The sequence below is a fragment of the Rhodococcus sp. IEGM 1370 genome (assembly GCF_033142325.1).
Taxonomy (GTDB): domain Bacteria; phylum Actinomycetota; class Actinomycetes; order Mycobacteriales; family Mycobacteriaceae; genus Rhodococcoides.
This window is the reverse complement of the sequence record NZ_JAWLRY010000010.1, coordinates 82,221-105,369: the sequence shown is the minus strand read 5'-3', so window position 1 is coordinate 105,369 and position 23,149 is coordinate 82,221. Positions and strand designations below refer to the sequence as shown.

Below are 23,149 nucleotides of genomic sequence, written 5' to 3'. Positions count from 1 at the left end.
CGGCTACGGCCGTCGCCCTCGCAGTGGCGATTCTCCCGACCGCGCTGATGACGCCCGTCGCGTCCGCGGAAGAGCTGCCTGCGGCTACGACGCAGTCGAGCAACGGATCGAGGATCGAGTCGGTGAACACCCTCGAGAACCGCCAGGTCCAGCTCCAGGTGTACTCGGCGTCCATGAACCGCACCATTCCCGTGACGGTGCAGAAGCCGGCCGACGACAGCGTGTCCCGCCCGGTGCTGTATCTGCTCAACGGCGCAGGCGGCGGCGAGGATGCCGCATCGTGGCAGTCGCAGACCGACGCCGAGGCCTTCCTGTCGGACAAGAACGCCTACATCGTGACTCCGCAGAAGGGCAAGTGGTCCTACTACACCGACTGGCTCCAGGACGATCCGAAGCTCGGCAGCAACAAGTGGAGCACCTTCCTCGGTGAAGAGCTGCCCCCGCTGATCGACGCCCAGTTCGACACCAACGGTCGCCAGTCGCTCGCAGCGCTGTCCATGACGGGCACCTCGGTTCTCAACATCGCGATCAAGTACCCGGGCAAGTTCACCGGCGTCGCGGCGTACAGCGGCTGCGCTCAGACCTCCGACCCCATCGGTCAGCAGTTCGTCAAGCTCGTCGTCGAGACCTACGGCGGCGGCAACGTCGAGAACATGTGGGGACCGCTCGACGGCCCCGTGTGGCGCGAGAACGACCCGCTGCTCAACGCCGAGAAGCTCCGTGGAACGCAGATCTACATGAGCACCGGCAGCGGCCTGCCCGGTGCCCCGAACGACACCTTTGCCAACCCGCGTCTGAAGAACGACCCGGCGACGCTTGCCAACCAGGTCATCGTCGGCGGCGGCATCGAAGTTGCCACCAACTTCTGCACCTCGAACCTGGCCAAGCGCCTCGATCAGCTCGGTATCCCGGCCACCGTGGACTTCCGCCCGGTCGGAAACCACTCGTGGGGCTACTGGCAGGACGACCTGCACAACTCCTGGCCGTTCCTGGCGGGATCGCTCGGAATCTGATCTTTTCAGCACCGAACAACGGCCACCTGCACCTCGTGTGCGGGTGGCCGTTCTTCGTTGTCCGGGGCGGTGGATCGACGTCCTGATCGAACGTATGATCGAACGATGGCACGGCGCGCACAACCTCGACCGGCGTCTGCCGTGCGCCCGTTCAAGCTGCTCCGACCACCGCTGAAGGTGTGGATCGACCTGAACATCCTCTACCCGCTGCCGCCGCACCACGCCTCGAAGTTCAATCCCGAGGGATTCGATGTGCGACGCGTCGTGCCGGGAGATCTGGTCGAATGGTCCATCACCGTGGACGGAGATTGGCTGGGCCGCGTCACGTACGAGTTGATGGCACGAGACCGCAGCGAAACCGTCACTCACTGGGTACCCAGCCGGGCACTCAAGCCGCTGTAGAGACGCAGAAAGCCCCGCCTCGATCGAGGCGGGGCTTTTCTGTGCAATTACCTTCAGAAGCTGTGCTTGCGGGCCTTCTTGGCGAGCTTGCGGGTGGTGCGCTTCGACGGCACGAACAGGTGCGCAGCGCTACGGCGACGGTTGCGTCGACGAATCAGTACGAACGCGACGGCACCGGCTGCGGCTGCGACGGCTGCGATGATCGGAGTGCCGACCTTCGCCGCCTGGGCGACATCCTCGGAGTCGATGTTGCGAACCGTGTTCTTCACGTCGTCGGCGACGGCGGAGGCCTTGTCGGCTGCCTTGTCGGCGACCTGGGAGGCCTTCTCCTTCACGTCGTCGGCATCGACGTTCGAGACCTTGTCCTTGACGGTGTTCTTGACGTCCTCGGCCACGTCGGACGCCTTGTCGGCGACATCGGCGGCTGCGTGCTTGGCTTCCTTGGCGGCATCGGCTGCGGTGTCGGCAACATTCTCGGCTGCGTCGGAGACCTTGTCGGCGGCCTGGTGGGTGTTGGCCTTGGTCTGATCGGCGGCACCCTCGGCGCGAAGGCTGTCGTCACCGGTGGCCTCGCCGGCCTTCTCCTTCGCAGTCCCGGCCAGTTCCTCTGCCTTGTGCTGAGCCTTGTCGATGAAGTCGGCCATCGGTGATTACCTCTTTCGTGTAGGTCGTCTCCGGATACCCGGAGCTGGGGGCGTCGCGGACGACGCCGTTAGGTATGAGTCGAAATCGACGCTCCGAAACATACGTCCGACGGGCGTGTTCCGGGTCACTATCGGTGGGGATGCTCGGTGGCGCGCAGTTCGCTGGTGCCGTCTGGCCCCGCATTGTCAGTTCACGTGTTGGAGAATCACCACGATCGAAGGGATGCCGACCAGCAGAGCGATGTTGGGCTTCCGGTAGCGATGCAGGATTGCGACGAACTCGCGCAGAAACGCCGTCGGTGCGTAGAAACGTGCCGTGTCGGCTCCCGTCACATGAGCGTCGAGACCCAGATCGCGAGTGAACGCGGCCGTTCGCAGGACGTGAAAGTTGCTGGTCACCACGATCATCGGCTCCGATCTCAGATCCGACGACTCCAGAAGGTCCCTCGTCATCGTCAAGTTCTCCCGAGTGTTTCGCGAGCGCGCCTCGGCGAGGATCAGTTTTTCGGACACACCCTTGCCGACCAGGTACTTCTTCATTGCCGTGGCCTCCGCAGTCTCCTCGTCGGACCCTTGCCCGCCGGATACGACGAGGGCCGGGCGATGTCCGGACGCCACTTCGGCGTTGTACACATCGAGGGCGCGGTTCAGTCGGCTCTCGAGAAGAGGCGTCACGGTTCCTCCCGAGCCCAGCCCGCATCCCAGAGCAACAACGGCTGAACTTCCTTTCGGTGGCTCCAAGTGTCCGTAGATCAGCGCGTGGACAGAGAACGCGGCGAGCTGGACGCCGAGGCAGACCGAGAACAGCACCCCTGTCCAGACCGCGGCCAGCAACCACAGGGGCAGAGTGTGCGTTTCCAGCACGGCCGCCACTGCGACGAACAGCCCGACGCCCAGCGTCACCGCAACCGCCAGAGCAAGTGGCAGTGCGGTCGAGAGCCGGAGCCCTTCGCGCCTGATCACCACCAGCCCATTGATGGCCGCTGCGCCCACGAGTCCGATCGCCGTCAGCAGGATTGCCGACAGCACCGCAACGACGAGAATCGCCTCGACCCGGGCGTCCAGCCGATGCAGCAGACTCGGCGATCCGATCGCCAGCGCAGCGAGAGCCGCAATGACAGTCAGGCCGTTGGACAGCCGACGCGGGTCTCGCCGGATACGGACGAACGACGTGACGACCAACACGACAGCCAACGCGAGTAGGAACATGGTTCGAACCTGGTTCCGGTCAGGGGAGTGGTGTCGTCAGTGCAGCGGTGACCAACTCGACGAGGGTGTCGATGTACGGGGTGAAGGTGTCATCGGTGGTTCCGACGTCGGAACTGCGGCTCAGGGCCCATTCCTGGGCGAAGATGTTGGCGGCACCGATGATGGCAAGAATGACCAGGCGATAGTTTCTGTTCGGCAGTTCTCCTCGTGCTGCGGCGGTGGTTGCAAGGGAGTCGAACATCTCGACGATGACGTCTCGCTGGTTCATGCGCCACAGTTCGATGTCGGTACTGACGCCGACCACCTCGACGTAGCAGACCCGAGCCGACATCCTGGTGCGACACGTGACGCCGAGGTACGCCCGGATTGCGGCGTCGATCGACGCCAACACCGGTTGCCGACCGTCGGCGGTCAGTGCCTCTCGTGCAGCGTGCTCGCCGTCCTGATTCATGGTGGTGACGATCTTCTTGAGCAGCTCCGACCGGCTTCCGATCTCGCGATAGAAGTGACGGGTCGACACGTTCGATTCCGCGCACAACATCCCGATCGTGGTCGCCGCGTACCCGTGGCTGCCGAACAGAGCGATCGCGGTGTCCATGAGACGGGCTATGCGTTCGGAGGATCGTTCCTCGGGCGACCTGCCTGCGTACTTCCGATCGCCCATGGGGTCGAGAGTACTGACCGGGCCCGCTGCCGTTGTCGACGTCACGGAACGGAATGGACCGCTCGCGAGCTCGTCACGTGCGTCGGCGCGTGACCGGTCGCTTCGGCCACGTCGAGCGGACCGGCTTGTATGCGCCGGACAGGGCACGTCGCTCGAAGTCCAGGCCCGATCCCCTCGACGCCAGGAGGACGAGAGCGATGACTGCTGCGGCCCCGACCGCCACAGCAGTCATCGGATTCTGGTTCCCTGTGCTGTGTGGATGCAGGCAACAGGTGATGTGTGGTTCATGAGGGGTTCCTGTCTTCGGTGTGCGGTGAACACTGTCATTGACATCGCCACTCGTCAATGACACATTGTGTGATGTAAGTCGCGATCCGCCGCACAGTCGGGCCGATCCGCGATGGTGTTCGGCGAGACAGCGAGGCACGACGTGACGACAAGCCGAGGTCGATGGCCCGAGTTCGACGGCTCCGTCGACAATTTCCAGGACGTTCTCATCATCGGTGCAGGCATATCGGGCGTCGGAGCCGCATATCGCCTGCAGCAGATGGCACCGGAGCTCAGCTACACCATCCTGGAAGGTCGTGAGCGCGCAGGCGGTACCTGGGATCTGTTTCGGTACCCCGGAATTCGGTCGGACAGTGACATCTTCACGTTCTCGTTCCCGCACACACCGTGGCAGGGAGACACCCTGCTGGCGCACGGCGAAGACATCCGCAATTACATCGTCGATACCGCGTACGCGAACGGCATCGACGAACACACCGATTTCTCGACGTCGGTCGAGGCCGCGAACTGGGATTCGTCGACGGACCTGTGGACCGTCGAGACGCTTTCGAGCGGTGTTCCGAAGACCTATCGCAGCCGATTCGTGTTCCTGTGCACCGGATACTTCGACTACTCGGGCGGGTACACCCCCGATCTTCCCGGGGCCGACGAGTTCACCGGGCAGATGGTGCACCCTCAGCAGTGGCCCGAGGATCTGGACCACTCGGGCAAGAGAGTCGTCGTGATCGGAAGTGGAGCAACCGCAATCACTTTGGTGCCCTCACTCGCTGCCGAGGCCGCGTCGGTGACGATGCTGCAGCGATCGCCCACCTACATCGCGTCGCTGCCGATGACCGACCCGTTCACCACGCTCACTCAGCGCGTACTGCCGGACTCTCTGGCGCACAGTGCATTGCGGTGGCGTAATGCGCTGTTGATGGTCGGCTCGTATCAATTGTGTCGACGCGCACCGAAGACGGCCCGCAGGGTGTTCCGGGCCATGACGAAGGCGCAATTGCCGCGGGGATACGACGTCGACAAGCATTTCGATCCGACGTACGCCCCGTGGGACCAGAGGTTGTGTGTGGTGCCGGACGGCGACCTGTTCAAGGCCATTCGTTCCGGTCGTGCGACCGTGGTGACCGACCGAATCTCCCGCTTGACCGCCGACGGCATTCTCCTGGAATCCGGAGACGAGATCCCGGCCGACATCATCGTCACTGCAACGGGATTGAAGCTCAAGGCTTTCGGTGGCATCGCGCTGTCACTGGACGGACAACCGTTCGCGGCGCACGACAAGTTCGTCTACAAGGGGCACATGCTCGAGGACGTGCCCAACGTTGCCTGGTGCATCGGGTACACGAATGCATCGTGGACGCTCAAAGCCGACATGACGGCCAAGGCGGTGGCGAAGCTGTTGGTGTATATGCAGTCTCACGGCTACACCCACGCGATCCCGGACCGTCAGGGCAAGGCCGTGGAATCTCGACCGGTCGTGGACCTCGCGTCGGGATACGTCACGCGATCCTTGGACGAGCTACCCAAATCGGGGACCGAGCGGCCCTGGTCGGTGAGGCAGAACTATATTCTCGACAGAATAGACGCGCGCTTCGACGATCTCACCGAATCGATGACGTTCGGACGGACCGTGCCTGCACGGGTGGCCGGCCCCGAAGCAGTAGACGCTCGCACCGGATAGACGAGAACAGATCGGACCGCAATGACTTTCGACATCGAGGGCCCCGCGCTCGCGCACACCATCCGCGGCGAGGGACCGACCCTGGTGCTGATCCATGGGATAGTTCATCGGCAACACGCCTGGGACAGCGTCATCGAGACACTCGCGCAGCACCGGCGAGTGGTGACGGTCGACCTGCCCGGCCACGGTGATTCACCCGAACTACCCACCGAGGAGTTCGATCTCGGCCCGTGGATCGTCGCCGAACTGGAGCGGTTCCTCGAGCACGTGGCGGTGGACGGCGAGAAGCCGCACGTGGCCGGAAACTCGTTGGGTGGATACTTCGCCCTCGAACTCGCCGCCCGCGGATCGGTTGCCTCGGCCACCGCGCTCTCGCCGGCCGGATTCTTCCGCGGACACTGGGATCAGACGCGTGCGCTGCTCGTGTTCCGATTGTTGCGCGCGTTGTCCCGAGTGATCAGCCCGATCGCACCGGCCGTCATGCGTTCGGTCGTCGGTCGCACGATCGCCAACGGTGTCTTCTACGCCAAGCCGTGGCGAGTTCCCGCCGCGACGGCCACCATCGACGCGCTCAGTATCACCACCAACCGGGCGATCGACGCAGCGGGTAACGCAGTGCCGCGCTTCAGCATTCCGGTCGACGAGGATGTTCCGGTCACCGTCGCGTGGGGCCGTCGCGACTGGGTTCTGCCGGTGTATCAGGCACCGCTGGTGCGTCGAACCTTTCCGCAGGCGGACGTGACGACGTACGCGGGGCTCGGGCACGTACCGATGTCGGACGATCCGGAACTGGTGGCGTCGATTCTGTTGAGGGGATCTCGAACCGTCTCCCAGTCGGCGTGAGCGTTCCGGAGAAGGTCGACGGCCGAAGCCACCGGTGGCGCGATCATCGGATCACGCGGCGGCGTGAACTGCTCGACTGCACTCTGGACACCATCCGACAGCAGGGTCACAACATCGGCATGGACGACATCGCCTCTGCGAACGGTGTCTCGAAAACTGTTCTGTACAAGCATTTCACCGACAAACGGGGCTTGACCGACGCTGCCATGGCGCGATACGTCGAGACCGAGCTGGTGCCTCGGATCAGGGATGCGATGTCCGAGGACCTCGACGAGTATCACCTCACCCGGGCAGTGATTTCCGCCTACGTCTCGACGGTCGACACGGATCCCGAGATCTACATCTACGTCCACGCCAACAACGCAGTCTCGGGCAACCACGACGTCATCACCGCCGCGGAGGGGCTGATCGCCGAGCTCCTGGCCACCGTCATCGCCGACAGATTTCGAGAGCGTGAGTTCTCCACGGCCGGCTCGATGCCCATCGCCTTCGCGATGATCGGTGCCGTTCGATTGGCGTCACACTGGTGGATCTTCGATCGAACCATGACGGCCGACGAGCTCGTCGACTACCTCACCATGATGGTGTGGAGCGGAATTGCGGGCATAGCGCGCGCCGCGGGCTCTGCTGCGCGATTCGCGTCGGAATCTCATCCGTTGATCGACGAGCCGTGAGGGCTCAGTCCGGGAGCGCGATGTTCCTCGCGGCCACCGCTGCGGCCACTTCCTCCGGGAGAATGTTTCTGAACAGGAACAGGTCTCGACCCAACACCCATTCCGGTGCGAGTGCAGCCGAGTAGCGCTCGAAGTAGCCGAGCTGCTTGCCGAACAACACCAGTTCCTCCGGTGTCGCGATACCCCAGCGCCTGCCTGTCTCGACCAGAGACGCGACGAGTTTGCTCAGGTCGACGCGGGCGGCTCCTCTACCCAGAATCGGCTCGAACAACTTCCTCAGCTGCAGACCGATCAGCTTGTCGCCCAGAGTTGTTCCCTCGGTGATGCCGAGCATGCGGATGCGTCGCGCAGCTTCGGTGTAGTTGCCGTCGAACAGGGAGGCACGGAACATCTCGCGAAGTACCTCGCGCCACTGCTCGGGTAGTTCCCCGACGATTCCGAAGTCCAGGAATCCCACCCGTCCGTCGTCCAGTGCCCACAGATTGCCGGCATGTACATCACCGTGGAAGGGGCCGTGCAGCACAACGGCTTCCAGCCATACCTTGACGCCGCGACGCAACTGCAGCTCGGAATCGAGCCCGGCGAGATCGCCCGGCGTGATACGGCCCACCGGGGTTCCTCGAACTCGTTCCATGCAGATCACCCGAGGTCCGCAATGGCTCCAGTAGATGTCCGGAACCATCACGTGAGAATTGTCTCCGAAGACATACAGGTTGTCGCGAAAGCGTTGCTGACGCAATGCTTCTGCTGCGCTGTCGAGTTCCTGGGCCGTCAACTCGTCGAGGTCACGGACAACGGCCGTCGCGTTGGCGATGCGGAAGACCTCGAAGAACCTCTCCAACAACGACGCACCGGTGAAGGCCACCCGTAGATCGACTCGCATGCGACGACGGATTTCGGGCCGCTGCACTTTGACGACCGCCTCGCGCCCGTCGGGTAGCACGCAGGCGTGGACCTGCGCCACGGATGCGGCCGAGAGCGGCACGTCGTCGAACGAGGTGAACAGTTCCGCGATACTGCCACCCAGGTCGCGTTCGATCACACGGCGAGCCTTGTGGGCCGGGACGGGTGGCACACCGTCGAGCAAGCGCAGACACGCATCGGCAAGAACCGGGGGGAACACACCGGGCGACGACGCCATGAGTTGTCCCAGTTTGACGAACGTCGGCCCCAGCGCCTCGAATCCTTTGACCACACCCTCGGCTAGGGAGACCGTGAAGCGACGGCGTTTGGCGAGCCAGGACACCGGCCAGCGAACGACGGCGATCGCTGCGGCAGCCAGGAGTACCACGGTGATCCACGCGGCCCGGCCCAACTCTTCGAGTCCGAAATGTGTGAGGTCGGGATACGCGATGTCGAGGGCCTCGGTAGGCGCTCCGTCGGAGTCGGTGTCACGGCCCATCGCATCGGGCATCAGCGGTCGAACACCGCACGGAGCGACTGGGATTCGGGCACGGACTGGCACGCCAATCGAACCCCGTGTTCGAGCTCGTGCTCGTCGAGTGTCTCGTTGGCGAGCATGGTCACAGTGCCCTCGGTGAGTGTGTACGCGCATCCGCCGCAGGTCCCTTCGCGGCACACGTACGGCGGATCGAGACCGAGTTCGAGGAGCCGGTCGAGAAGCTTGGTGCCGGAATTCCAGGCGAATTCGGTCTCTGTTCCGTCGATCTCGACCTGAGCGGCGACGGACTGTGCGTCCGATTCGTGAGCCGACGTGGTGTTTTCGCTCTGGAACGGATTGGAGTCGAAGGAGGAGAACACTTCTCGATGCGTTCTGCGTGCGACCGTGCCGGTGCGGCCGAGCCACTCCTCGGCGACGTTCATGTACTGCGTTGGGCCGCAGAGGAAGGCCTCGCACTCCGGCGGAACGGCCGCATTCATCGTGGCCAGCCCTGCAGCAGTGGGCAATCCCGAGTCCGACGTGTACCAGTGATGCACGTCGAGTCGATCGGGAAAACGAGACCGAAGTTCGGTCAGCTGTTCCGCGAAGATCACCGAGTCGCTGTTCTGGTTGGCATAGACGAGGGTGACGCGGTTCTCGTGCCGCAACAGTGCGGTTTTGATGATGGACATGATCGGGGTGATGCCGCTACCGGCGGCCAGAAGTACGAAATCGACGTCCCAGTTCTCCGGGCCGAACATGCCCGACGGCTTCAGCGCCTTCAGTCGCATCCCCCGAACTGCGTTGTCGTGCAACCAGTGTGACGCGAGCCCGTCCCGGATTCGTTTCACGGTCACGGTGGGAAACGGGTCGCGTACCGGGGAGCTCGAGAAGGAATAACAGCGGGCCACCGATCCGCCTTCGGTGCAGGGGATCTCCAGGGTGAGGAACTGTCCCGGCGCGTATCGAAAGTGTGTCTCCGCGTGCTCGGGGACCGCGAATCCGAGCGAGACGGCGTCCTCGGTCTCGTGGGTCACCTCGGCAATTTCCAACTCGAAGATTCCCGCCTCGGGATTACTGGTCGACGTACCGAGGTTTGCCGGTGGTGCGCTCCTGAACATCGTCACTTGTTCCCTCTTTCGGGCTCGTTGCGTGTCGGTCGTCACTGTCGCACACTTCGCCACCAATTAATAGGCCATTGACAAATGGCGAATAGCGGGTGAAGGTGACGAGGTGACTTCGACCACGAACGACCACTACCTGCCGCGCGGCGCATTCGGTGCCGGGTCTCGGCGAACCCGACTGGCAGCGTTGATGACTCGGCTGACGCTGCGCCCGATGACGAACCTGCTTCCGACGTCCCGCAGCGGCATCGAGTTCTCCCGACGCCTCGTCGCTACGTCGATGAACCTCTTCGGTCCGGTGCCGAAGGGGACGAGAGTGGACATCGTGGGCGACGGCCCGGTGCGCGGCGAATGGGTGCGAGCGCCCGGACTGACCCCTGGGCCCCGGGTGATTCTCTACATCCACGGCAGCGCGTACGTCATCTGTTCGGCACGGACGCATCGTGGTCTGACCGCGCGGTTGTCCTCCGCGACCGGCCTGCCGGTGTTCACGGTCGACTACCGGTTGGCCCCGGAACACCCGTTTCCCGCCGCCGCCGACGACCTCGAATCCGCGTACCGCTGGCTACTCGGCCAGGGGTACACCGCTGCGAACATCGTCATCGCCGGGGACTCGGCCGGCGGCCACCTCGCTGCCGACCTGCTCATCGAGAACGACCGGACCGGGACGCCGCAGCCGGGGGCGATGGTGCTGTTCTCACCGCTGATCGACCTCGACTTCGAGCTGTCGGCCCGGATGGAGCGCACGCGCAAGGACCCGATGATCTCGGCGAAGGCAGCGCGAGGGCTCGTGGCGCTGTACACCGAGGGCCACGACGCCGATCTGCCGCGACTGCGGCTCGATCTCGCACTCGCACGTGACCTGCCACCCACGCTGATCCAAGTGGGTGGAGCCGAGATGCTGCGAGGTGATGCGCGGCGGATGCACGCGATGATCGATGGGGCCGGGGGACGAAGCGAACTCGAGATCTGGCCCGACCAGATGCACGTGTTCCAAGCTCTCCCCAGATTGATTCCCGAGGCCGGCCACGCGCTCGAGCATGCCGCCGAATTCATCGCGCATGCACTCGACAATCCAGTTGTACAACATGATTCGAAGGAAAAGGTAAGTCGATGAGAAGCAAGAACGGAAAACCCTCGTACGGGTCGAGAGCGGTAGTGACCGGCGCGGGCAGCGGCATCGGCCGGGCGTTCGCACTCGAACTGGCTCGTCGCGGAGGAGCCGTCATGTGCGCCGACATCTCTCTGCCGCGAGCGCAGGAGACGGTAGCGATGGTGAACGCCCTCGGTGCCACCGGATACGCCGTCGAGTGCGATGTGTCGATACGCGAGAACGTCGAGGAGTTGGCCCTGCGCGCCGGCATCGAATTCGACGGACCGACGACGGTGCTGATCAACAACGCCGGCGTCGGGATCGGTGGAAAGCCCGTCGGAGACATCGGTTTCGAGGACTGGAACTGGGCCTTGGGGATCAACCTCTGGGGAGTGATCCACGGCTGTGAGGTGTTCACGCCTGCGCTGCGGGCCGCCGGTGAGGGCGGAATCATCAACGTCGCGTCCGCCGCAGGCTTTGCCGCCGCGCCTCTGATGGGTCCGTACAACGTCGGCAAGGCGGCCGTGATGTCGCTGTCGGAAACGATGGCGGCGGAACTGTCGGGTACCGGCGTGCGCATCTCGGTTCTGTGCCCCACGTTCGTCAAGACCAACGTGGCCGTCGACGGCCGCATCACCGCGAGTTCGTCCCGGCTGGCCGAGATGGCCATGCGCTGGACCGGACGCTCACCGGACAAGATCGCTGCCCGAACACTCGATGCTTTCGACAGGGGTCGGCTCTACGTCGTCCCCCAGTTCGACGCCAAGGCCGTATGGCGATTCAAGAGACTGCTGCCCGCGGTGTACGTGCGTTTCCTCGGGTTGCTCAATCGGGTGATGCCCGCCGACCAGGACACGGCGAAGAACGAATCCCTCACTACTACAACCACAGGAGCCTGACATGGCAATGGACTTCGAAGACATGCTGACCAAGATCAAGGACCGTCAGTGGGCGTTGGCGGACATCGATTGGGACGGCCCGGGAGCCGAGACCATCAGCCCCGAACTGCATGCCAAACTCAAGCCCTTCATGTCCGATCTGATGTGGATCGAGAACGTGGGCGCTCGCGGCTTCGCCGCCATGGCGCTCAAGGCACCGAACGAGACGCTGGCGGAGATCTACCGCTACTTCCACGCCGAGGAGCAGAAGCACGCCAACGCCGAGCTCGCTCTGATGCGGCGGTGGGGGATGCTCGACGGTGACCAGATGCCCGAACCGAACATCAACGTCAAGCTCGTCATCGACTGGCTGGACAAGCACTCGGACGGACTGTCACTGGCCGTACTGGGCACCGTCATTCCGATGCTCGAGGTCGCGCTGGACGGTGCGCTCGTGAAGTTCATCATGGACGAGATCGACGACCCGGTGTGTCAGGCGGTGTTCAAGAAGATCAACTCCGACGAATCACGGCATCTTGCAGTCGATTTCGCGGTAATCGAGCTGCTCGGGCATTCGCGTATGCGCAAGATTCTGGTCGACACCGTCGGCGCGTGGATGAACCCGGCACTCATCGTCGGAACGCTGCGGTACATCCCGCTGCTGAACAAGATGCGCGACAACATCGTCGAGATGGGCGTCGACGAGGAGCGGCTGTACACCGCGATGAAGCGGTTCAAGAGTGTCGGTCAGCGCAATCCCGTTGCGCTGCGGGTTCCCATGTACCGCATTGTGCAATGGCACGGCAGCATCGTGATCAATCGCAAGCACCCGTACCACCTGCTGGCGGACGGCCTGGTGAAACTCACGCGCCGGTACCCCACGAAGACTCTCAATTCCGAGCCGACCTGGGCCAAGGAACTGACCTACGAGCCCGTCGCATGAGCGAGTTCGATGTGCGCGACGGTGTACTCGATGCTGTGATCGTCGGCGCAGGGTTCGCCGGAATCGGTACTGCTATCCGACTGCGCAACAAAGGTATCGACAACTTCGTCATCCTCGAACGCGGAAGCGCAGTCGGAGGAACCTGGCGAGACAACACTTATCCGGGCGCCGCCTGCGACATCCCGTCCAGGTTGTACTCATACAGTTTCGCGCCCAACCCCAACTGGTCGCACACCTATTCCGGTAGCGGTGAGATTCTCGAGTACATCCACACGATGGTGGGGGAGTTCGACATCGAGTCGCGTATTCGATTCGGCCACAACGTCATCGACATCATCTGGAACGAGGCGGCCGGGCATTGGCACCTGAGCATCGACGGGCACGCCGACGTTCGGGCGCGCACGGTGGTGATGGCGTCGGGGCCGCTCGCCAATGCCAGTCTGCCGAACATTCGGGGCATCGACACCTACGAGGGACACAAGATCCACAGTGCTCGGTGGGACCACGACTACGACTTCGAGGGAAAGAAGATCGCGGTGGTCGGAACCGGGGCGAGCGCGGTGCAGATCGTTCCGGAACTGGTGAAGGTCGCCGATACGGTCAAGGTGTTCCAGCGCACGCCGGGCTGGACGCTGCCCAGAATGAACCGAAAGACACAGGGCAGCACCAAGCGTCGGTACGCCCGATATCCGCAGGCCCAGACCCTGGCGCGTTCGCTGTGGTTCTGGGGCCACGAGTCCGTCGCCCTCGGAGTCGTCTGGAAGACGCCGCTGACGCGCATCGTCGAACTGGTCGGTCGCGCGCATCTGCGTCGTCAGGTTCGCGATCCGTGGCTGCGGCGTCAGCTGACTCCTCGGTTCAGAGCCGGCTGCAAGCGACTGCTGATGACCAGCGACTACTACCCGGCATTGCAGAAGCCGAACTGTACGTTGGTGACGTGGCCGATCGCAACGCTCTCGCCCAGGGGAATTCGGACCGTGGAAGGCGTCGAGCATCAATTCGACGCCATCGTGTTCGCCACCGGATTCGACGTCTCCAACACCGGAACCCCCATCCCGATCACCGGGCGCGACGGCCGTGTGCTGGCCGACGAGTGGAGCGCAGGGGCCAAGGCGTACAAGAGCATTGCCGTATCGGGCTACCCGAACATGTACTTCACCTTCGGCCCGAACTCCGGGCCGGGACACAGCTCGGCCCTGGTGTACATGGAGGCCCAGATCGACTACCTCGTCGAGGCCATCTCCCTGGTGCTCGACGGCAACCTGCACAGCGCCGATGTGCGCCAGGACGTTCAGGATGCCTACAACGAGGAGATGCAGCGCAAACTCGCCAAGACGACCTGGAATTCCGGTTGCAGCAGCTGGTATCTCACTGAGGACGGCTTCAACGCCACCATGTTCCCCGGTTTCGCCACCCAGTACGTCAACCAGCTCAGAAGCGTCGAGCAGGGCGATTTCACCATGACTCCGCGCCGCGTCGAACGGCCGCGAGAACCGCTGCGGGTGCACGAGAGCACGCTTCCGTTGCGATGACGTTCGGCTTCGGGTCCGCCTTCCGCCGCGTGGTCGACGTATATCCTGTGGGTCGACGCGCGGCGGAGGTAGGGAGATCGGTGGAGTATCGAATCGACGACTTGGCCCGAGAGGCCAAGACGACCACTCGCAATGTGCGGGCGTACCAGGAACGCGGACTGCTTCCGCCGCCCACGCTCCGCGGTCGCGTCGGTATCTACGACGACGATCACCTGACTCGACTCAAGGTGATCGACTCGCTGCTGCAACGAGGGTTCACCTCGGCGCACATCGCGGATTTCCTCTCGGGCTGGGAGCAGGGCAAGGACCTGGAAGAAATCCTCGGCCTGCAGGAAATCGTGACCCGCAAGTGGTCGTCGGCCGAGACCACGGTCATCCCCGTCGAACTGATTGCGCAATTTCTCGGTGAGGACAACGACGACATCGTTGCCCGACTCATCGAAGCGAAACTGATCAGAATCGACGGAGATCAGGCCGAGATACTCGATCCCACTCTCCTCGAGGTGTTCGTCGATCTCAGCCAGTACGGCTTCACCCTGGAGCAACTGCTCGACCAGCACGAGCGAACCGCATCGAAGATGAACGCCATCGCCGAATCGATGGTGGGGAGCGTGACCGACCATCTGGCCGCGAAACACGGTCCGGGATGGCTCCCCAAGTCGGGGGAGGTAGCCGAGACCACCGAGATGTTCGAGAAGATGCGCAGCCTGGCGATGAAATCGGCACAGGCGGAGCTGGCGCGTGCCCTCGATCGCGTCCAGGAACAGGCACTGAGTGACTACCTGTCGCAGACACTGTCCAGGCGGAGCGAATGACCGCGGTTTGAACACTGCGACAATCGGACATACGTCACTCTCGACAGCCGAACGGCGGCTGACCGCCTTAGGGGGCACCATGAGATTCGTTACGTTGATCGTTCTGGTCTGGCTCATCATCGGCGCATTCGCGTCGTACCAACGTGGATACTTCGAGAGCGCACCCGAGAACTGCGGCGGAGCGGGCACCATCGCCCTCACTGTCGTCGCAGGACCGCTCAACTACTTCGGTATCAACCCCGAGGTCACCGACTGCAACGTCACTGTGCCTCAGCCCAGTGAGTGATCCGAGTCTCTGACCGCGCGCCCGCGGTGCACCTTCCCTAACCTGGTGAGGTGTTCCGCGGACGTCTGTTGCTGTTTCTGGCCTTCGCGATCCCGGTTGTCCTGGTGTCTGCGATCGGTGTCGGCGGCTACGTCGCGTTCACGAAGGCCCGCGTCGATCCGATGACCACGGCCGACGCCATCGTCGTACTGGGCGGCGAACACGACGGCCGCGAGGCCTACGGCATCTCGCTCGCCGAGCAGGGTCTGGCGAAGACGGTGGTGCTCTCCGATCCCTACGGTTCCCGCGATCCGACCATGAAGAAGTACTGCGCGGCATCGACGACCGAGTTCGAGGTGCTGTGCATTCCGCCGACTCCGTCGACCACACGCGGAGAAGCGATGTTCACCGAGGAACTCGCCCGCGAGCGAGGGTGGAATCACGTCATCGTCGTCACGTGGCGCTACCACCTACCCCGCGCCCGGTACATATTCGACCAGTGCTTCGACGGAACCGTCACGATGCGTCCGACGCCACGTGCCTACGACTTCTCCCTCGTCGAATGGGAGTTCACCTACCTCTACCAAATCGCAGGCTTCGTCAAGGCGGGCGTACAGGGACCGTGCGAGAACTCGACGGACGACTGATCCGAGCGGGTCAGAAAATCTTGTGATAGAGCGTGATGCCGGACTTCCACGCCAGAAATCCGAACATCACGGCAGCGATTCCGCCCACCACATTGGCAGCGAAAAATACTGTTGCGCTGCGATACTCCTGGTTTCTGGTGAGCCGAAGCGTAGCCAGCGCCACACTGGCCAGCGGGGCCACCGACGCCAGAAATCCGATGCCCACCAGCGAACGAAATCGGTCCGGTGGATCGAGAGCGAACACCAACCCCAACGCCGCACACGCCAGCAGATTGAGCGCGGACAACCGTCGCCTGGACCTGATGGCGTACGAGAACACGAACTGCCCGAGCGCAGCCAGCCCACCCCCGACGGCCACCAGAATCATGGTCGTCATCGAATGCTGCTCGGCCTCGGCTTGGTGATCGCCGCGCCGAGTGCCATGGCGATCAACGCGATGATCGGCGTTCCCACCAGATACACCACCGAATTCCACGCACCGCGATGCGTCACGGCTTGGAACGCGTACAGGCTGAAGGTGGTGAACCCGCACGCCAGCCCGAACACGGCGGCGCGGGCAACCGGGGCTGGCCGTCCCCACAGGTAGCCCAGGGCAGCGCCGACGACGAGGCACCCGAACACGTTGACGCCGAACGTGCTCATCAACAGCCACCTCGGCGATCCTCGCCACGTCCAGACCTCGTACCGCAACGCCGCGCCGACCCCGCCACCGACGGTGACCGCAAGGTACTCACCGAACGATCGACGACGGGCCGCTCCCTGCAGTGCCTCGATCATCGAAGCGAGCCTAGTGGGAGACGGGCCACTCGGCCGAGTGGAAGAAGGTCGGCCAGTGTGGGCCGGGGTAAAGTCGGCATGTGACTGCGGACGACACGGGCCTCGGGCCCCAGCACTTCGATGTGATCGTGGAATGGCGTGACCAGGACGTGGTTCTGGCGGTGTCCGGTGAACTGGATCTGGTGACTGCTCCCGATCTGTCCGAGTCGGTCGCTCTCGTGCTCGAGAAATCGCCGACGGCTGTGGTGATCGACCTCAGTGATGTGGGATTTCTCGCGTCCGCCGGCATGTCCCTGTTGGCGTCGACGCATCACCAACTCGGCGGCGCGGCCGGGTTTGCCGTGGTCGCGGACGGTCCGGCCACCGGTCGTCCCCTCACTCTCGTCGGTCTGGACGAGGTGTTCGGAATCTATGCAACGGTCGACGAAGCATTCGTTGCACTTCATGCGGGTAGATCCTGAACTTTTGGGTAGACAGGATTCATGATGGCGACTCTCTTCGGAGGTGACGACTCACGTACCGACAGTTCGATCTCGACGGCAGGTGCGCGAATGGAAGAACTGCTGTTCACCGGCGAACCTGCCGACGCCCATCGAGCGTCGGAGCTTCGTCGTGAGCTCGGTGACTGGTTGGGCAAAGTGGGCGTCGACCCCGATCGCGCGTACGACGTGGTGCTGGCCACGTACGAGGCGATAGCGAACAGCGTCGAGCACGCATATCGAGACCACACCGACCGCGGAACACTCGACATTCGAGTCTCGTGTGCCGCGGAGGGTCGAATAGAAGTGAAAGTGACCGATCGCGGAGACTGGGCATCGCACAACTCCGATCCCAACCGCGGGCGGGGTGTGCCGCTCATGCGGGCGTTGGCCGACAGCGCCGCCGTCACCTCGGACCAGAACGGTACGACCGTGCACATGATCTGGGACGCGACCTAGACCGACCGCCTACATCCGGCACACTGGTGCCATGGTCGACGTGCAGATCGCTACCGCAGAGAAGAAGAAGATAACGGTCCCGAATCTGCGTGTGCTGTGGCAGTTCGTCCGCCCGCACCGTCGCACCCTGTCGCTCGGCCTGACCCTCGGCCTCATCGGCACCGGAGCTGCACTGGCGACGCCGATGGTAGCCAAAGGAGTGCTCGACGGCCTCGGCACCGACGCCTCCTTGATCCAGCCGGTGCTGATTCTGGTGGCTCTGCTCGTGGTGGGTTCGCTGGTGCTGTACCTGCAGTGGATCGTGCTGGGGGTCCTCGCCGAGCGCGTGGTCCTCGACGCCCGCAAATCCATTGTGCGCAAGTACTTCGGTGCCACGGTGGGAAGTCTGGGCACTCGGCCCACCGGAGAGCTCGTCACCCGGGTCACCTCCGATACCGTTCTGCTGCGCGAGGCCACCTCGAATGCGTTGGTGGCCATAGTCAACAGTGTGGTCGGCCTCGTGGGCGCTCTGATTCTCATGGCTGTGCTGGATCTGGTGATGCTCGGCGCGATCGCCTCGGCCATCATTGCGATCGCAGTGTTGTTCGCTCGCCTGATGCCTCCTATCGCCGTCGCGCAGCGGCAGTCCCAGGAAGCGGTGGGCCGCCTCGGTGGAATTCTCGACGGCACTCTGCGGGCGATTCGTACCGTCAAGTCCAGCAGGGCCGAGGCCCGCGAATCGGAGCGGGTCATCTCCGAGGCGCGAATCTCCGCCCAGCACAGCGTCAGAGCGGTCAAGATCTCCGCGTTGGCCTGGACGTTCGCCGGGGGCGGAGTGCAGTTGGCGATCATCGGAATCCTCGGTCTCGGCGGCTATCGCGTCAGTACCGGGGCATTGGCCGTCTCAAGCCTATCGCATTTCTGCTCTACGCATTCCAGGTGATGGGCCCGGTGTCCACCCTGGCCACGAACATCACCGCATTGCAGGCCGGAATGGCCGCGGCCGCCCGTATCCGCCAGATCGACGACCTGGTCACCGAGAAGGGTGAGACGGGTCCCGCGAGGTCGGCGAGGACCGAAGCGCCCGCGCCGGCTCTCGAATTCCGCAGCGTCACAGCCCGATACGCACCGGGTAGGGAGCCGGCCGTGCGCGGTATGGACCTCGCGGTGCCTGCGCGTGGACACACCGCGATCGTGGGACCGTCGGGAGCAGGCAAGACCAGCGTCTTCTCGTTGATTCTGCGCTTCCTGACCCCCGAGTCCGGCGAGATCAGGCTCGGCGGAACCCCGTACGACGAGCTGACCATCGACGAGGTGCGAGCGCGGTTGTCCTACGGAGCAGGAGACGCCGGTGCTTCCCGGCTCGATCCGCGAGAACCTCCTGTTCAGCCATCCCGAGGCCAGCGAAGCCGACATCTGGGCGGCGCTCGAGTCGGTGCACCTGGACTCGGCGATCCGCGCGCTGGACGACGGGCTGGACACCGACCTGATCGGATCGACCGTCTCCGGAGGGCAGCGTCAACGAATTGCGTTGGCCAGAGCCATCGTTCGTCGTCCGGAAATCCTTCTGCTCGACGAGGCCACAGCGCAGGTCGACGGCCGCACCGAGGCGGCAATCCACGAGGTGATCCGATCGATCGCGACCGACTCCGCCGTCGTGACCATCGCGCACAGGTTGTCCACCGTGCTCGACGCCGACACGATCCTGGTGATGGAGGACGGAGTGGTCCGCGCCAGGGGCACGCACTCCGAGCTCATGAACACCGACTCGCTCTACCGAGAACTGGTGGCCGCGTTGCGAATCGGCGACAACGCCGCGCTGACGAAGCCGAGCCGATAACCCCCGGCCGGTGCCTTAGCGCCCGGAGTCGGATTCGGATTCGGTGGTGCCGCTCTCGTCGTCGGAATCGTCGGAATCGTCGGAATTTTCGGCGGAGGTGGTGGTGGTCGTCCGATCCGAGGACGGGGTTCGGCGCGGGCTTCGCGTCGTGGTCTCGGACCGATCTGGAGTGGTCGTCGTGGGACGAGCAGTGGTGGGTACCGCGACCTGCCAGGTGGGCGAGGGTGGCACGATGACGATCGTCGACGTCGGTGTCGTCTCGACCGAACTCAGACTGTCCGACTTCAAAGCGGGCGGACGAACGGTCTGGCTCGTATCGTCGAACGCGCCACCGAGAGCACCGATGGTCAAGCCGACTGCGACTGCCACTCCGGCGCTCGCCACTGCTGCCGACGCGATGACCTTGTCGCGCATGCACAGACCCTAACGCCGTGGCCGGACCCGGATGGTCGGCAATGATGCGAGAACGTTACCTCAGCGGGCGGGGCGGTGAGAGATGGACGTTCACTGCGTCGACAACCGCAGAACACGGGGCAGCGCCTCCGCGATCGACTCCCCGGCCTGCTCGTACACCGAATGGTCACGCCGGTACGGATCGCCGATGTCGAGTGTGTCGACACGGTGCACCGCCCGTGCGTCGGCCAGGGTCGCAATGGACTGCGCGCCCGATGCGGCGACGAGGCCCGACGCCTCCAGCAGAGTGAAGGTGCGACGCATCTGCCGCGGTGCGAGAGCCAGGACGGCGTCACGATGTGCCGCCGTCATCGTCAGCACGAGATCGGCGTCGGACGCGATCGCGGGCGTGAGGCGTCGGGCAACGAAACCGTCCGGATCGCCGCCGAGCTGAGTCAGCACCGTCGCCGCCGTCGGATCCATGGCGTGCCCGGTCAAGCCCTGCGTTCCGGCGCTGCTCGCGGTGAGCTCGAAGCCACCTTCTCGCGCGAATGCAGCCGCAAGGCGCTCGGCTGTGGGCGATCGACAGATGTTCCCGGTACAGACGAACAGAACGCGCATGCCCGCAACTCTAGTGCTGTGCTCGGGTGCCGCACTGAGCACCGAGGGACGCGCTACAGTGTGCCATTGGCGGGGGATCGAGACTGGTTCGTGACATCCAGTCTCGGCGTGTGTTCACGGGGAAGTCGACCGAAGGCGGGTAATGACCGAAGTTCTCGGTGTGTCGGTGGGGGCCAGTGCTGTGCGCATGGCTCGTCCCGACGCGCGCCCTCAGGATTCGGGTCGCCTCGATTTCCATCACGACACCGTCGACGCCTACTGGGACCGCGCGGAGGAATTGGCCGCCGAGTCGATCGGAGTCGTGCTCTCGCAGCCGGGCGACGGCGGACCGGTGCAAGCGACAGGTGTCGCGTATCGGGACCAGCAACAGTTCGGCGAGATCCAGCAGGCCATGGCGAGCCAGCGGCTCTACAACTACCGACTGGTTCCCGAGGCACGAGCGGCGTTGCAGTACCTGGAGGCCTCGGGCGAGCTGGGCCACTTCGGCACCATCGCCCTCTATGATCTGGGCAGCTCCGGATTGACGATCAGCGTTATCGACCGCGGTACCGGTCAGGTTCTGCTCGCCGAACGCACCATCGACATCAGCGGCGACGACTTCGATCGGCTCATCTCGGACAATCAGCTCGCCAAGCAGGGCGTCGACATTGCCGACAACCAGGAGCTGAGCGAGTTCACCGCGCGGTGCCGGGTGGCCAAGGAGCAGCTGTCGACCAGTGGCGCGGTGTGCCTGCCCGGTGACGGCGGCGTCATCCTGATCTCGCGTGAGTCGTTCGAGTCTCTGGTGACCGTCCCGATCGAGTACTCGGCGCGGCTGGTGCGTGACGTGATCGGTCGTTCGCCCAAGCACGTCGACGCTCTCTTCCTCATCGGCGGCGGAGCGCGCATTCCTCTGGTGGAATCCATTCTCGGTGCGTGGATCGGCCTCCCCGTCGTGACCCCGGCGGACCCGGAATCGGTGGCCGCACGCGGTGCAGCTCTGCTCGCGACCCCGGTGGCCGATGCGCCGCGTCGACCGAGCCCACAACCGGGCGTTCGGCAGTCTCCGTCCGATCCCGCGTCGTTGACCGGGGCTCCGGATTGGTTGAGCCCCGAGCCCACCGGAGACAAGCCCGCCGACTCCAAGCGCAAGGTGCGCGGCGCAGTGCTCGTCGCTGGGGGTCTCGTTGCCATCGCCGCACTCGGGTTGTCCCTGGGGTACGGCGGCAGCTCGACGGAGCCGACGAGTTCACCGGTCGAGACCAGCGCGCCCGTCACCGCGGTGCCCACGACGCCGAGGACCACCGCACCGCCCACCACCGTGCCACCGACGACCACTGTGCCGCCGACCACCGAGGCCGCTCAGGCCCCGGCTCGCACCTATTCCGAGCCGGAATACGTACCGCCCGCTGCACCGGCACCGGCTCCCGCGCCGCCGCCACTGATTCCCGGCCTGCCGCAGATTCAGCTGCCGCAGATTCAGTTGCCACCTGCACCGGTCTTCGAGTTGCCGCGGTTCTGACCGGCATCCGCGGCCGCCCGGATCAGGGCAGCTGCAACTGCGCGAGAACCGCCAGGTGATCGCTGTCCGGGATCGGCAACGGCTCGACAGACCGGGCGCGGACGTTCTCGCTCGTCACGACGTGATCCAAGCGCGCCAGTGGACGTTCCGACGGGAACGTGCGGAACAGGCCCGCACCGGCGCCGGCTGCCGCGTCGGAGAACGGGGACGACGCCAACGTGCGGAACTGCCGGTGGTCGTTGGTGGCGTTGAAGTCGCCCGCGACGAGCACTGTGCCCTGGTAGGTCTCCATGATCGACCGCATCCTGGCCAGGTCGGCGGCCCACTCGGTGGTGTGGCGCGGTGTGGCAGGCGACATCGCGTGGAAGGAGACGACGGTCAGATCCTGTCCGTCGACGGTGGTTTTCGCCTGTACCGGTACGAATCCGAAGTTGTCGAGGCGGGTGCCGTCGGTCAGCGGAGTACGGCTCCACAGCCCGGTGCCATCGGCCACCGGGAGCGCAGCGGTGAAGGAGAACGGCAGAAGGTCGTCGATGCCCGCGGCCTGCAGGTCGTCCACTTCCTCCGGGGTCAATTCCTGGACCGCGAGAATGTCGACGTCGTTGCGCCGCACCGCGTCGACGATGGACGCTGCGTCGGCGTCGCCGTGCGCGACGTTGACCGTCAGGACCGACAGTTGCGGGCCGGTGTTGTCCGGTCCGTCGGCGAGGAACATCGGCACCTGGACGCCGACGACGGCAACGGTGATCAGTACTGCGACGGCCGATCCGATGCGCGAGCGCGCTACGGCGAACAGGATCACGGCGACTATCGCGGCGACCCCGAGATACGGAGCCCCCACGACGAACGCAACAAAAGTGATCTCGGTCACACCGACTTGGCGAACGAGGAACATTCCGGCGACGCCTGCGAGCAGGGCCCAGCCGATGGCCAGCGGCGCGCTGGATGCGAAACGGCGCATCGCGCTCGTGCCTCCTCTTGCCTGCCCGAGTTGGGCATGGATGTGT

28 protein-coding genes and 1 pseudogene are annotated in these 23,149 nt (G+C 64.4%); 17 read left to right on the top strand and 12 right to left on the bottom strand.

Annotation, left to right across the window (positions count from 1 at the left end):
- Positions 1 to 47 precede the first annotated feature (47 nt).
- Both R4P47_RS14620 and R4P47_RS14615 read left to right on the top strand, forming a co-directional pair.
- A complete protein-coding gene (locus tag R4P47_RS14620) occupies positions 48 to 1,013 on the top strand; it encodes an alpha/beta hydrolase (protein ID WP_373455116.1) in 966 nt (321 codons plus the stop codon).
- Positions 1,014 to 1,118: 105 nt separating this feature from the next.
- Positions 1,119 to 1,415: a hypothetical protein gene (locus R4P47_RS14615; protein ID WP_149407403.1), complete on the top strand. Its 297-nt coding sequence runs from the start codon at positions 1,119 to 1,121 to the stop codon at positions 1,413 to 1,415.
- A gap of 53 nt (positions 1,416 to 1,468) precedes the next feature.
- On the opposite strand, the gene R4P47_RS25125 is transcribed toward R4P47_RS14615, so the two are convergent.
- The 4 genes from R4P47_RS25125 to R4P47_RS14595 form a co-directional block, all read right to left on the bottom strand.
- Entirely contained in the window at positions 1,469 to 2,059 is a 591-nt protein-coding gene (locus R4P47_RS25125) for a CsbD family protein (RefSeq protein WP_149407402.1), read from the bottom strand.
- A gap of 186 nt (positions 2,060 to 2,245) precedes the next feature.
- Positions 2,246 to 3,268: a YdcF family protein gene (locus R4P47_RS14605; protein WP_149407401.1), complete on the bottom strand. Its 1,023-nt coding sequence runs from the start codon at positions 3,266 to 3,268 to the stop codon at positions 2,246 to 2,248.
- A 19-nt stretch (positions 3,269 to 3,287) separates the two neighbouring features.
- Positions 3,288 to 3,932, bottom strand: a complete 645-nt coding sequence (locus tag R4P47_RS14600; RefSeq protein ID WP_094669034.1) for a TetR/AcrR family transcriptional regulator — start codon at positions 3,930 to 3,932, stop codon at positions 3,288 to 3,290.
- Between the two features lie 73 nt (positions 3,933 to 4,005).
- The gene (locus R4P47_RS14595; protein WP_188078787.1) at positions 4,006 to 4,164 is read right to left on the bottom strand and encodes a hypothetical protein; all 159 of its coding nucleotides are present in this window, start codon (positions 4,162 to 4,164) and stop codon (positions 4,006 to 4,008) included.
- A 198-nt stretch (positions 4,165 to 4,362) separates the two neighbouring features.
- Between R4P47_RS14595 and R4P47_RS14590 the strand changes: the two genes are divergently transcribed.
- From R4P47_RS14590 to R4P47_RS14580, 3 genes are read left to right on the top strand one after another with little or no spacing between them, the layout of a single operon-like run.
- Positions 4,363 to 5,898, top strand: a complete 1,536-nt coding sequence (locus tag R4P47_RS14590) for an NAD(P)/FAD-dependent oxidoreductase (RefSeq protein ID WP_316630565.1) — start codon at positions 4,363 to 4,365, stop codon at positions 5,896 to 5,898.
- Positions 5,899 to 5,919: 21 nt separating this feature from the next.
- Entirely contained in the window at positions 5,920 to 6,741 is an 822-nt protein-coding gene (locus R4P47_RS14585; RefSeq protein WP_094640786.1) for an alpha/beta fold hydrolase, read from the top strand.
- A complete protein-coding gene (locus R4P47_RS14580) occupies positions 6,738 to 7,415 on the top strand; it encodes a TetR/AcrR family transcriptional regulator (RefSeq protein WP_149407399.1) in 678 nt (225 codons plus the stop codon). The genes R4P47_RS14585 and R4P47_RS14580 overlap by 4 nt, the downstream gene beginning before the upstream one ends.
- A 4-nt stretch (positions 7,416 to 7,419) precedes the next feature.
- On the opposite strand, the gene R4P47_RS14575 is transcribed toward R4P47_RS14580, so the two are convergent.
- Together R4P47_RS14575 and R4P47_RS14570 are read right to left on the bottom strand one after the other, a co-directional pair.
- Positions 7,420 to 8,829 carry an ABC1 kinase family protein gene (locus R4P47_RS14575; protein ID WP_149407398.1) on the bottom strand — a complete coding sequence of 470 codons (1,410 nt, stop codon included), beginning with the start codon at positions 8,827 to 8,829 and terminating at the stop codon, positions 7,420 to 7,422.
- Positions 8,829 to 9,917: a ferredoxin--NADP reductase gene (locus tag R4P47_RS14570; protein ID WP_149407496.1), complete on the bottom strand. Its 1,089-nt coding sequence runs from the start codon at positions 9,915 to 9,917 to the stop codon at positions 8,829 to 8,831. Before R4P47_RS14570 ends, R4P47_RS14575 begins: the two co-directional genes overlap by 1 nt.
- Before the next feature lie 112 nt (positions 9,918 to 10,029).
- Between R4P47_RS14570 and R4P47_RS14565 the strand changes: the two genes are divergently transcribed.
- From R4P47_RS14565 to R4P47_RS14535, 7 genes are all read left to right on the top strand, one after another.
- The gene (locus tag R4P47_RS14565) at positions 10,030 to 11,037 is read left to right on the top strand and encodes an alpha/beta hydrolase (RefSeq protein ID WP_269595007.1); all 1,008 of its coding nucleotides are present in this window, start codon (positions 10,030 to 10,032) and stop codon (positions 11,035 to 11,037) included.
- Entirely contained in the window at positions 11,034 to 11,912 is an 879-nt protein-coding gene (locus R4P47_RS14560) for an SDR family NAD(P)-dependent oxidoreductase (protein ID WP_149407397.1), read from the top strand. Before R4P47_RS14565 ends, R4P47_RS14560 begins: the two co-directional genes overlap by 4 nt.
- Before the next feature lies 1 nt (position 11,913).
- A complete protein-coding gene (locus tag R4P47_RS14555; RefSeq protein WP_149407396.1) occupies positions 11,914 to 12,834 on the top strand; it encodes a ferritin-like domain-containing protein in 921 nt (306 codons plus the stop codon).
- Positions 12,831 to 14,366: a flavin-containing monooxygenase gene (locus tag R4P47_RS14550; protein WP_149407395.1), complete on the top strand. Its 1,536-nt coding sequence runs from the start codon at positions 12,831 to 12,833 to the stop codon at positions 14,364 to 14,366. Before R4P47_RS14555 ends, R4P47_RS14550 begins: the two co-directional genes overlap by 4 nt.
- A gap of 80 nt (positions 14,367 to 14,446) precedes the next feature.
- Complete coding sequence (locus R4P47_RS14545; RefSeq protein WP_149407394.1) at positions 14,447 to 15,181, top strand: MerR family transcriptional regulator; 735 nt, start codon at positions 14,447 to 14,449, stop codon at positions 15,179 to 15,181.
- A gap of 79 nt (positions 15,182 to 15,260) precedes the next feature.
- Positions 15,261 to 15,467, top strand: a complete 207-nt coding sequence (locus R4P47_RS14540) for a hypothetical protein (protein WP_094640793.1) — start codon at positions 15,261 to 15,263, stop codon at positions 15,465 to 15,467.
- Between the two features lie 50 nt (positions 15,468 to 15,517).
- Positions 15,518 to 16,093 (top strand): YdcF family protein, encoded by a 576-nt coding sequence (locus tag R4P47_RS14535; protein ID WP_149407393.1) that lies wholly within the window; start codon positions 15,518 to 15,520, stop codon positions 16,091 to 16,093.
- Between the two features lie 10 nt (positions 16,094 to 16,103).
- Here R4P47_RS14535 and R4P47_RS14530 read toward each other — a convergent pair whose 3' ends face one another.
- Together R4P47_RS14530 and R4P47_RS14525 are read right to left on the bottom strand one after the other, a co-directional pair.
- A complete protein-coding gene (locus R4P47_RS14530; RefSeq protein WP_149407392.1) occupies positions 16,104 to 16,469 on the bottom strand; it encodes a CrcB family protein in 366 nt (121 codons plus the stop codon).
- Complete coding sequence (locus R4P47_RS14525) at positions 16,466 to 16,870, bottom strand: fluoride efflux transporter FluC (protein WP_149407391.1); 405 nt, start codon at positions 16,868 to 16,870, stop codon at positions 16,466 to 16,468. Before R4P47_RS14525 ends, R4P47_RS14530 begins: the two co-directional genes overlap by 4 nt.
- A 125-nt stretch (positions 16,871 to 16,995) precedes the next feature.
- Here R4P47_RS14525 and R4P47_RS14520 point away from each other — a divergent pair, with 125 nt between their 5' ends.
- The 3 genes from R4P47_RS14520 to R4P47_RS14510 are packed head-to-tail and all read left to right on the top strand — an operon-like array spanning position 16,996 to position 18,730.
- Complete coding sequence (locus tag R4P47_RS14520; RefSeq protein ID WP_410482258.1) at positions 16,996 to 17,331, top strand: STAS domain-containing protein; 336 nt, start codon at positions 16,996 to 16,998, stop codon at positions 17,329 to 17,331.
- A 21-nt stretch (positions 17,332 to 17,352) separates the two neighbouring features.
- Positions 17,353 to 17,808, top strand: coding sequence for an ATP-binding protein (locus R4P47_RS14515; RefSeq protein WP_149407390.1), 456 nt, complete (start codon positions 17,353 to 17,355; stop codon positions 17,806 to 17,808).
- Positions 17,809 to 17,839: 31 nt separating this feature from the next.
- Positions 17,840 to 18,730, top strand: coding sequence for an ABC transporter ATP-binding protein (locus R4P47_RS14510; RefSeq protein ID WP_262498552.1), 891 nt, complete (start codon positions 17,840 to 17,842; stop codon positions 18,728 to 18,730).
- On the opposite strand, the gene R4P47_RS14505 is transcribed toward R4P47_RS14510, so the two are convergent.
- Complete coding sequence (locus R4P47_RS14505; protein ID WP_262498563.1) at positions 18,714 to 19,094, bottom strand: hypothetical protein; 381 nt, start codon at positions 19,092 to 19,094, stop codon at positions 18,714 to 18,716. The two genes, R4P47_RS14510 and R4P47_RS14505, sit on opposite strands and share 17 nt — an antisense overlap.
- Here R4P47_RS14505 and R4P47_RS14500 point away from each other — a divergent pair.
- Positions 18,982 to 19,627 (top strand): annotated as a pseudogene (locus tag R4P47_RS14500) (ATP-binding cassette domain-containing protein). The gene R4P47_RS14505 and the pseudogene R4P47_RS14500 overlap by 113 nt on opposite strands.
- 15 nt (positions 19,628 to 19,642) lie before the next feature.
- Here R4P47_RS14500 and R4P47_RS14495 read toward each other — a convergent pair.
- Together R4P47_RS14495 and R4P47_RS14490 are read right to left on the bottom strand one after the other, a co-directional pair.
- Complete coding sequence (locus R4P47_RS14495) at positions 19,643 to 20,041, bottom strand: hypothetical protein (RefSeq protein WP_149407389.1); 399 nt, start codon at positions 20,039 to 20,041, stop codon at positions 19,643 to 19,645.
- Positions 20,042 to 20,131: 90 nt separating this feature from the next.
- Positions 20,132 to 20,641: a low molecular weight phosphatase family protein gene (locus tag R4P47_RS14490; protein WP_149407388.1), complete on the bottom strand. Its 510-nt coding sequence runs from the start codon at positions 20,639 to 20,641 to the stop codon at positions 20,132 to 20,134.
- A 142-nt stretch (positions 20,642 to 20,783) separates the two neighbouring features.
- On the opposite strand from R4P47_RS14490, the gene R4P47_RS14485 reads away from it, so the two are divergent.
- A complete protein-coding gene (locus R4P47_RS14485; protein WP_149407387.1) occupies positions 20,784 to 22,142 on the top strand; it encodes an Hsp70 family protein in 1,359 nt (452 codons plus the stop codon).
- Between the two features lie 22 nt (positions 22,143 to 22,164).
- On the opposite strand, the gene R4P47_RS14480 is transcribed toward R4P47_RS14485, so the two are convergent.
- On the bottom strand, positions 22,165 to 23,103 hold the full coding sequence (locus R4P47_RS14480) for an endonuclease/exonuclease/phosphatase family protein (RefSeq protein WP_149407386.1): 939 nt from the start codon (positions 23,101 to 23,103) through the stop codon (positions 22,165 to 22,167).
- Positions 23,104 to 23,149: the final 46 nt, after the last annotated feature.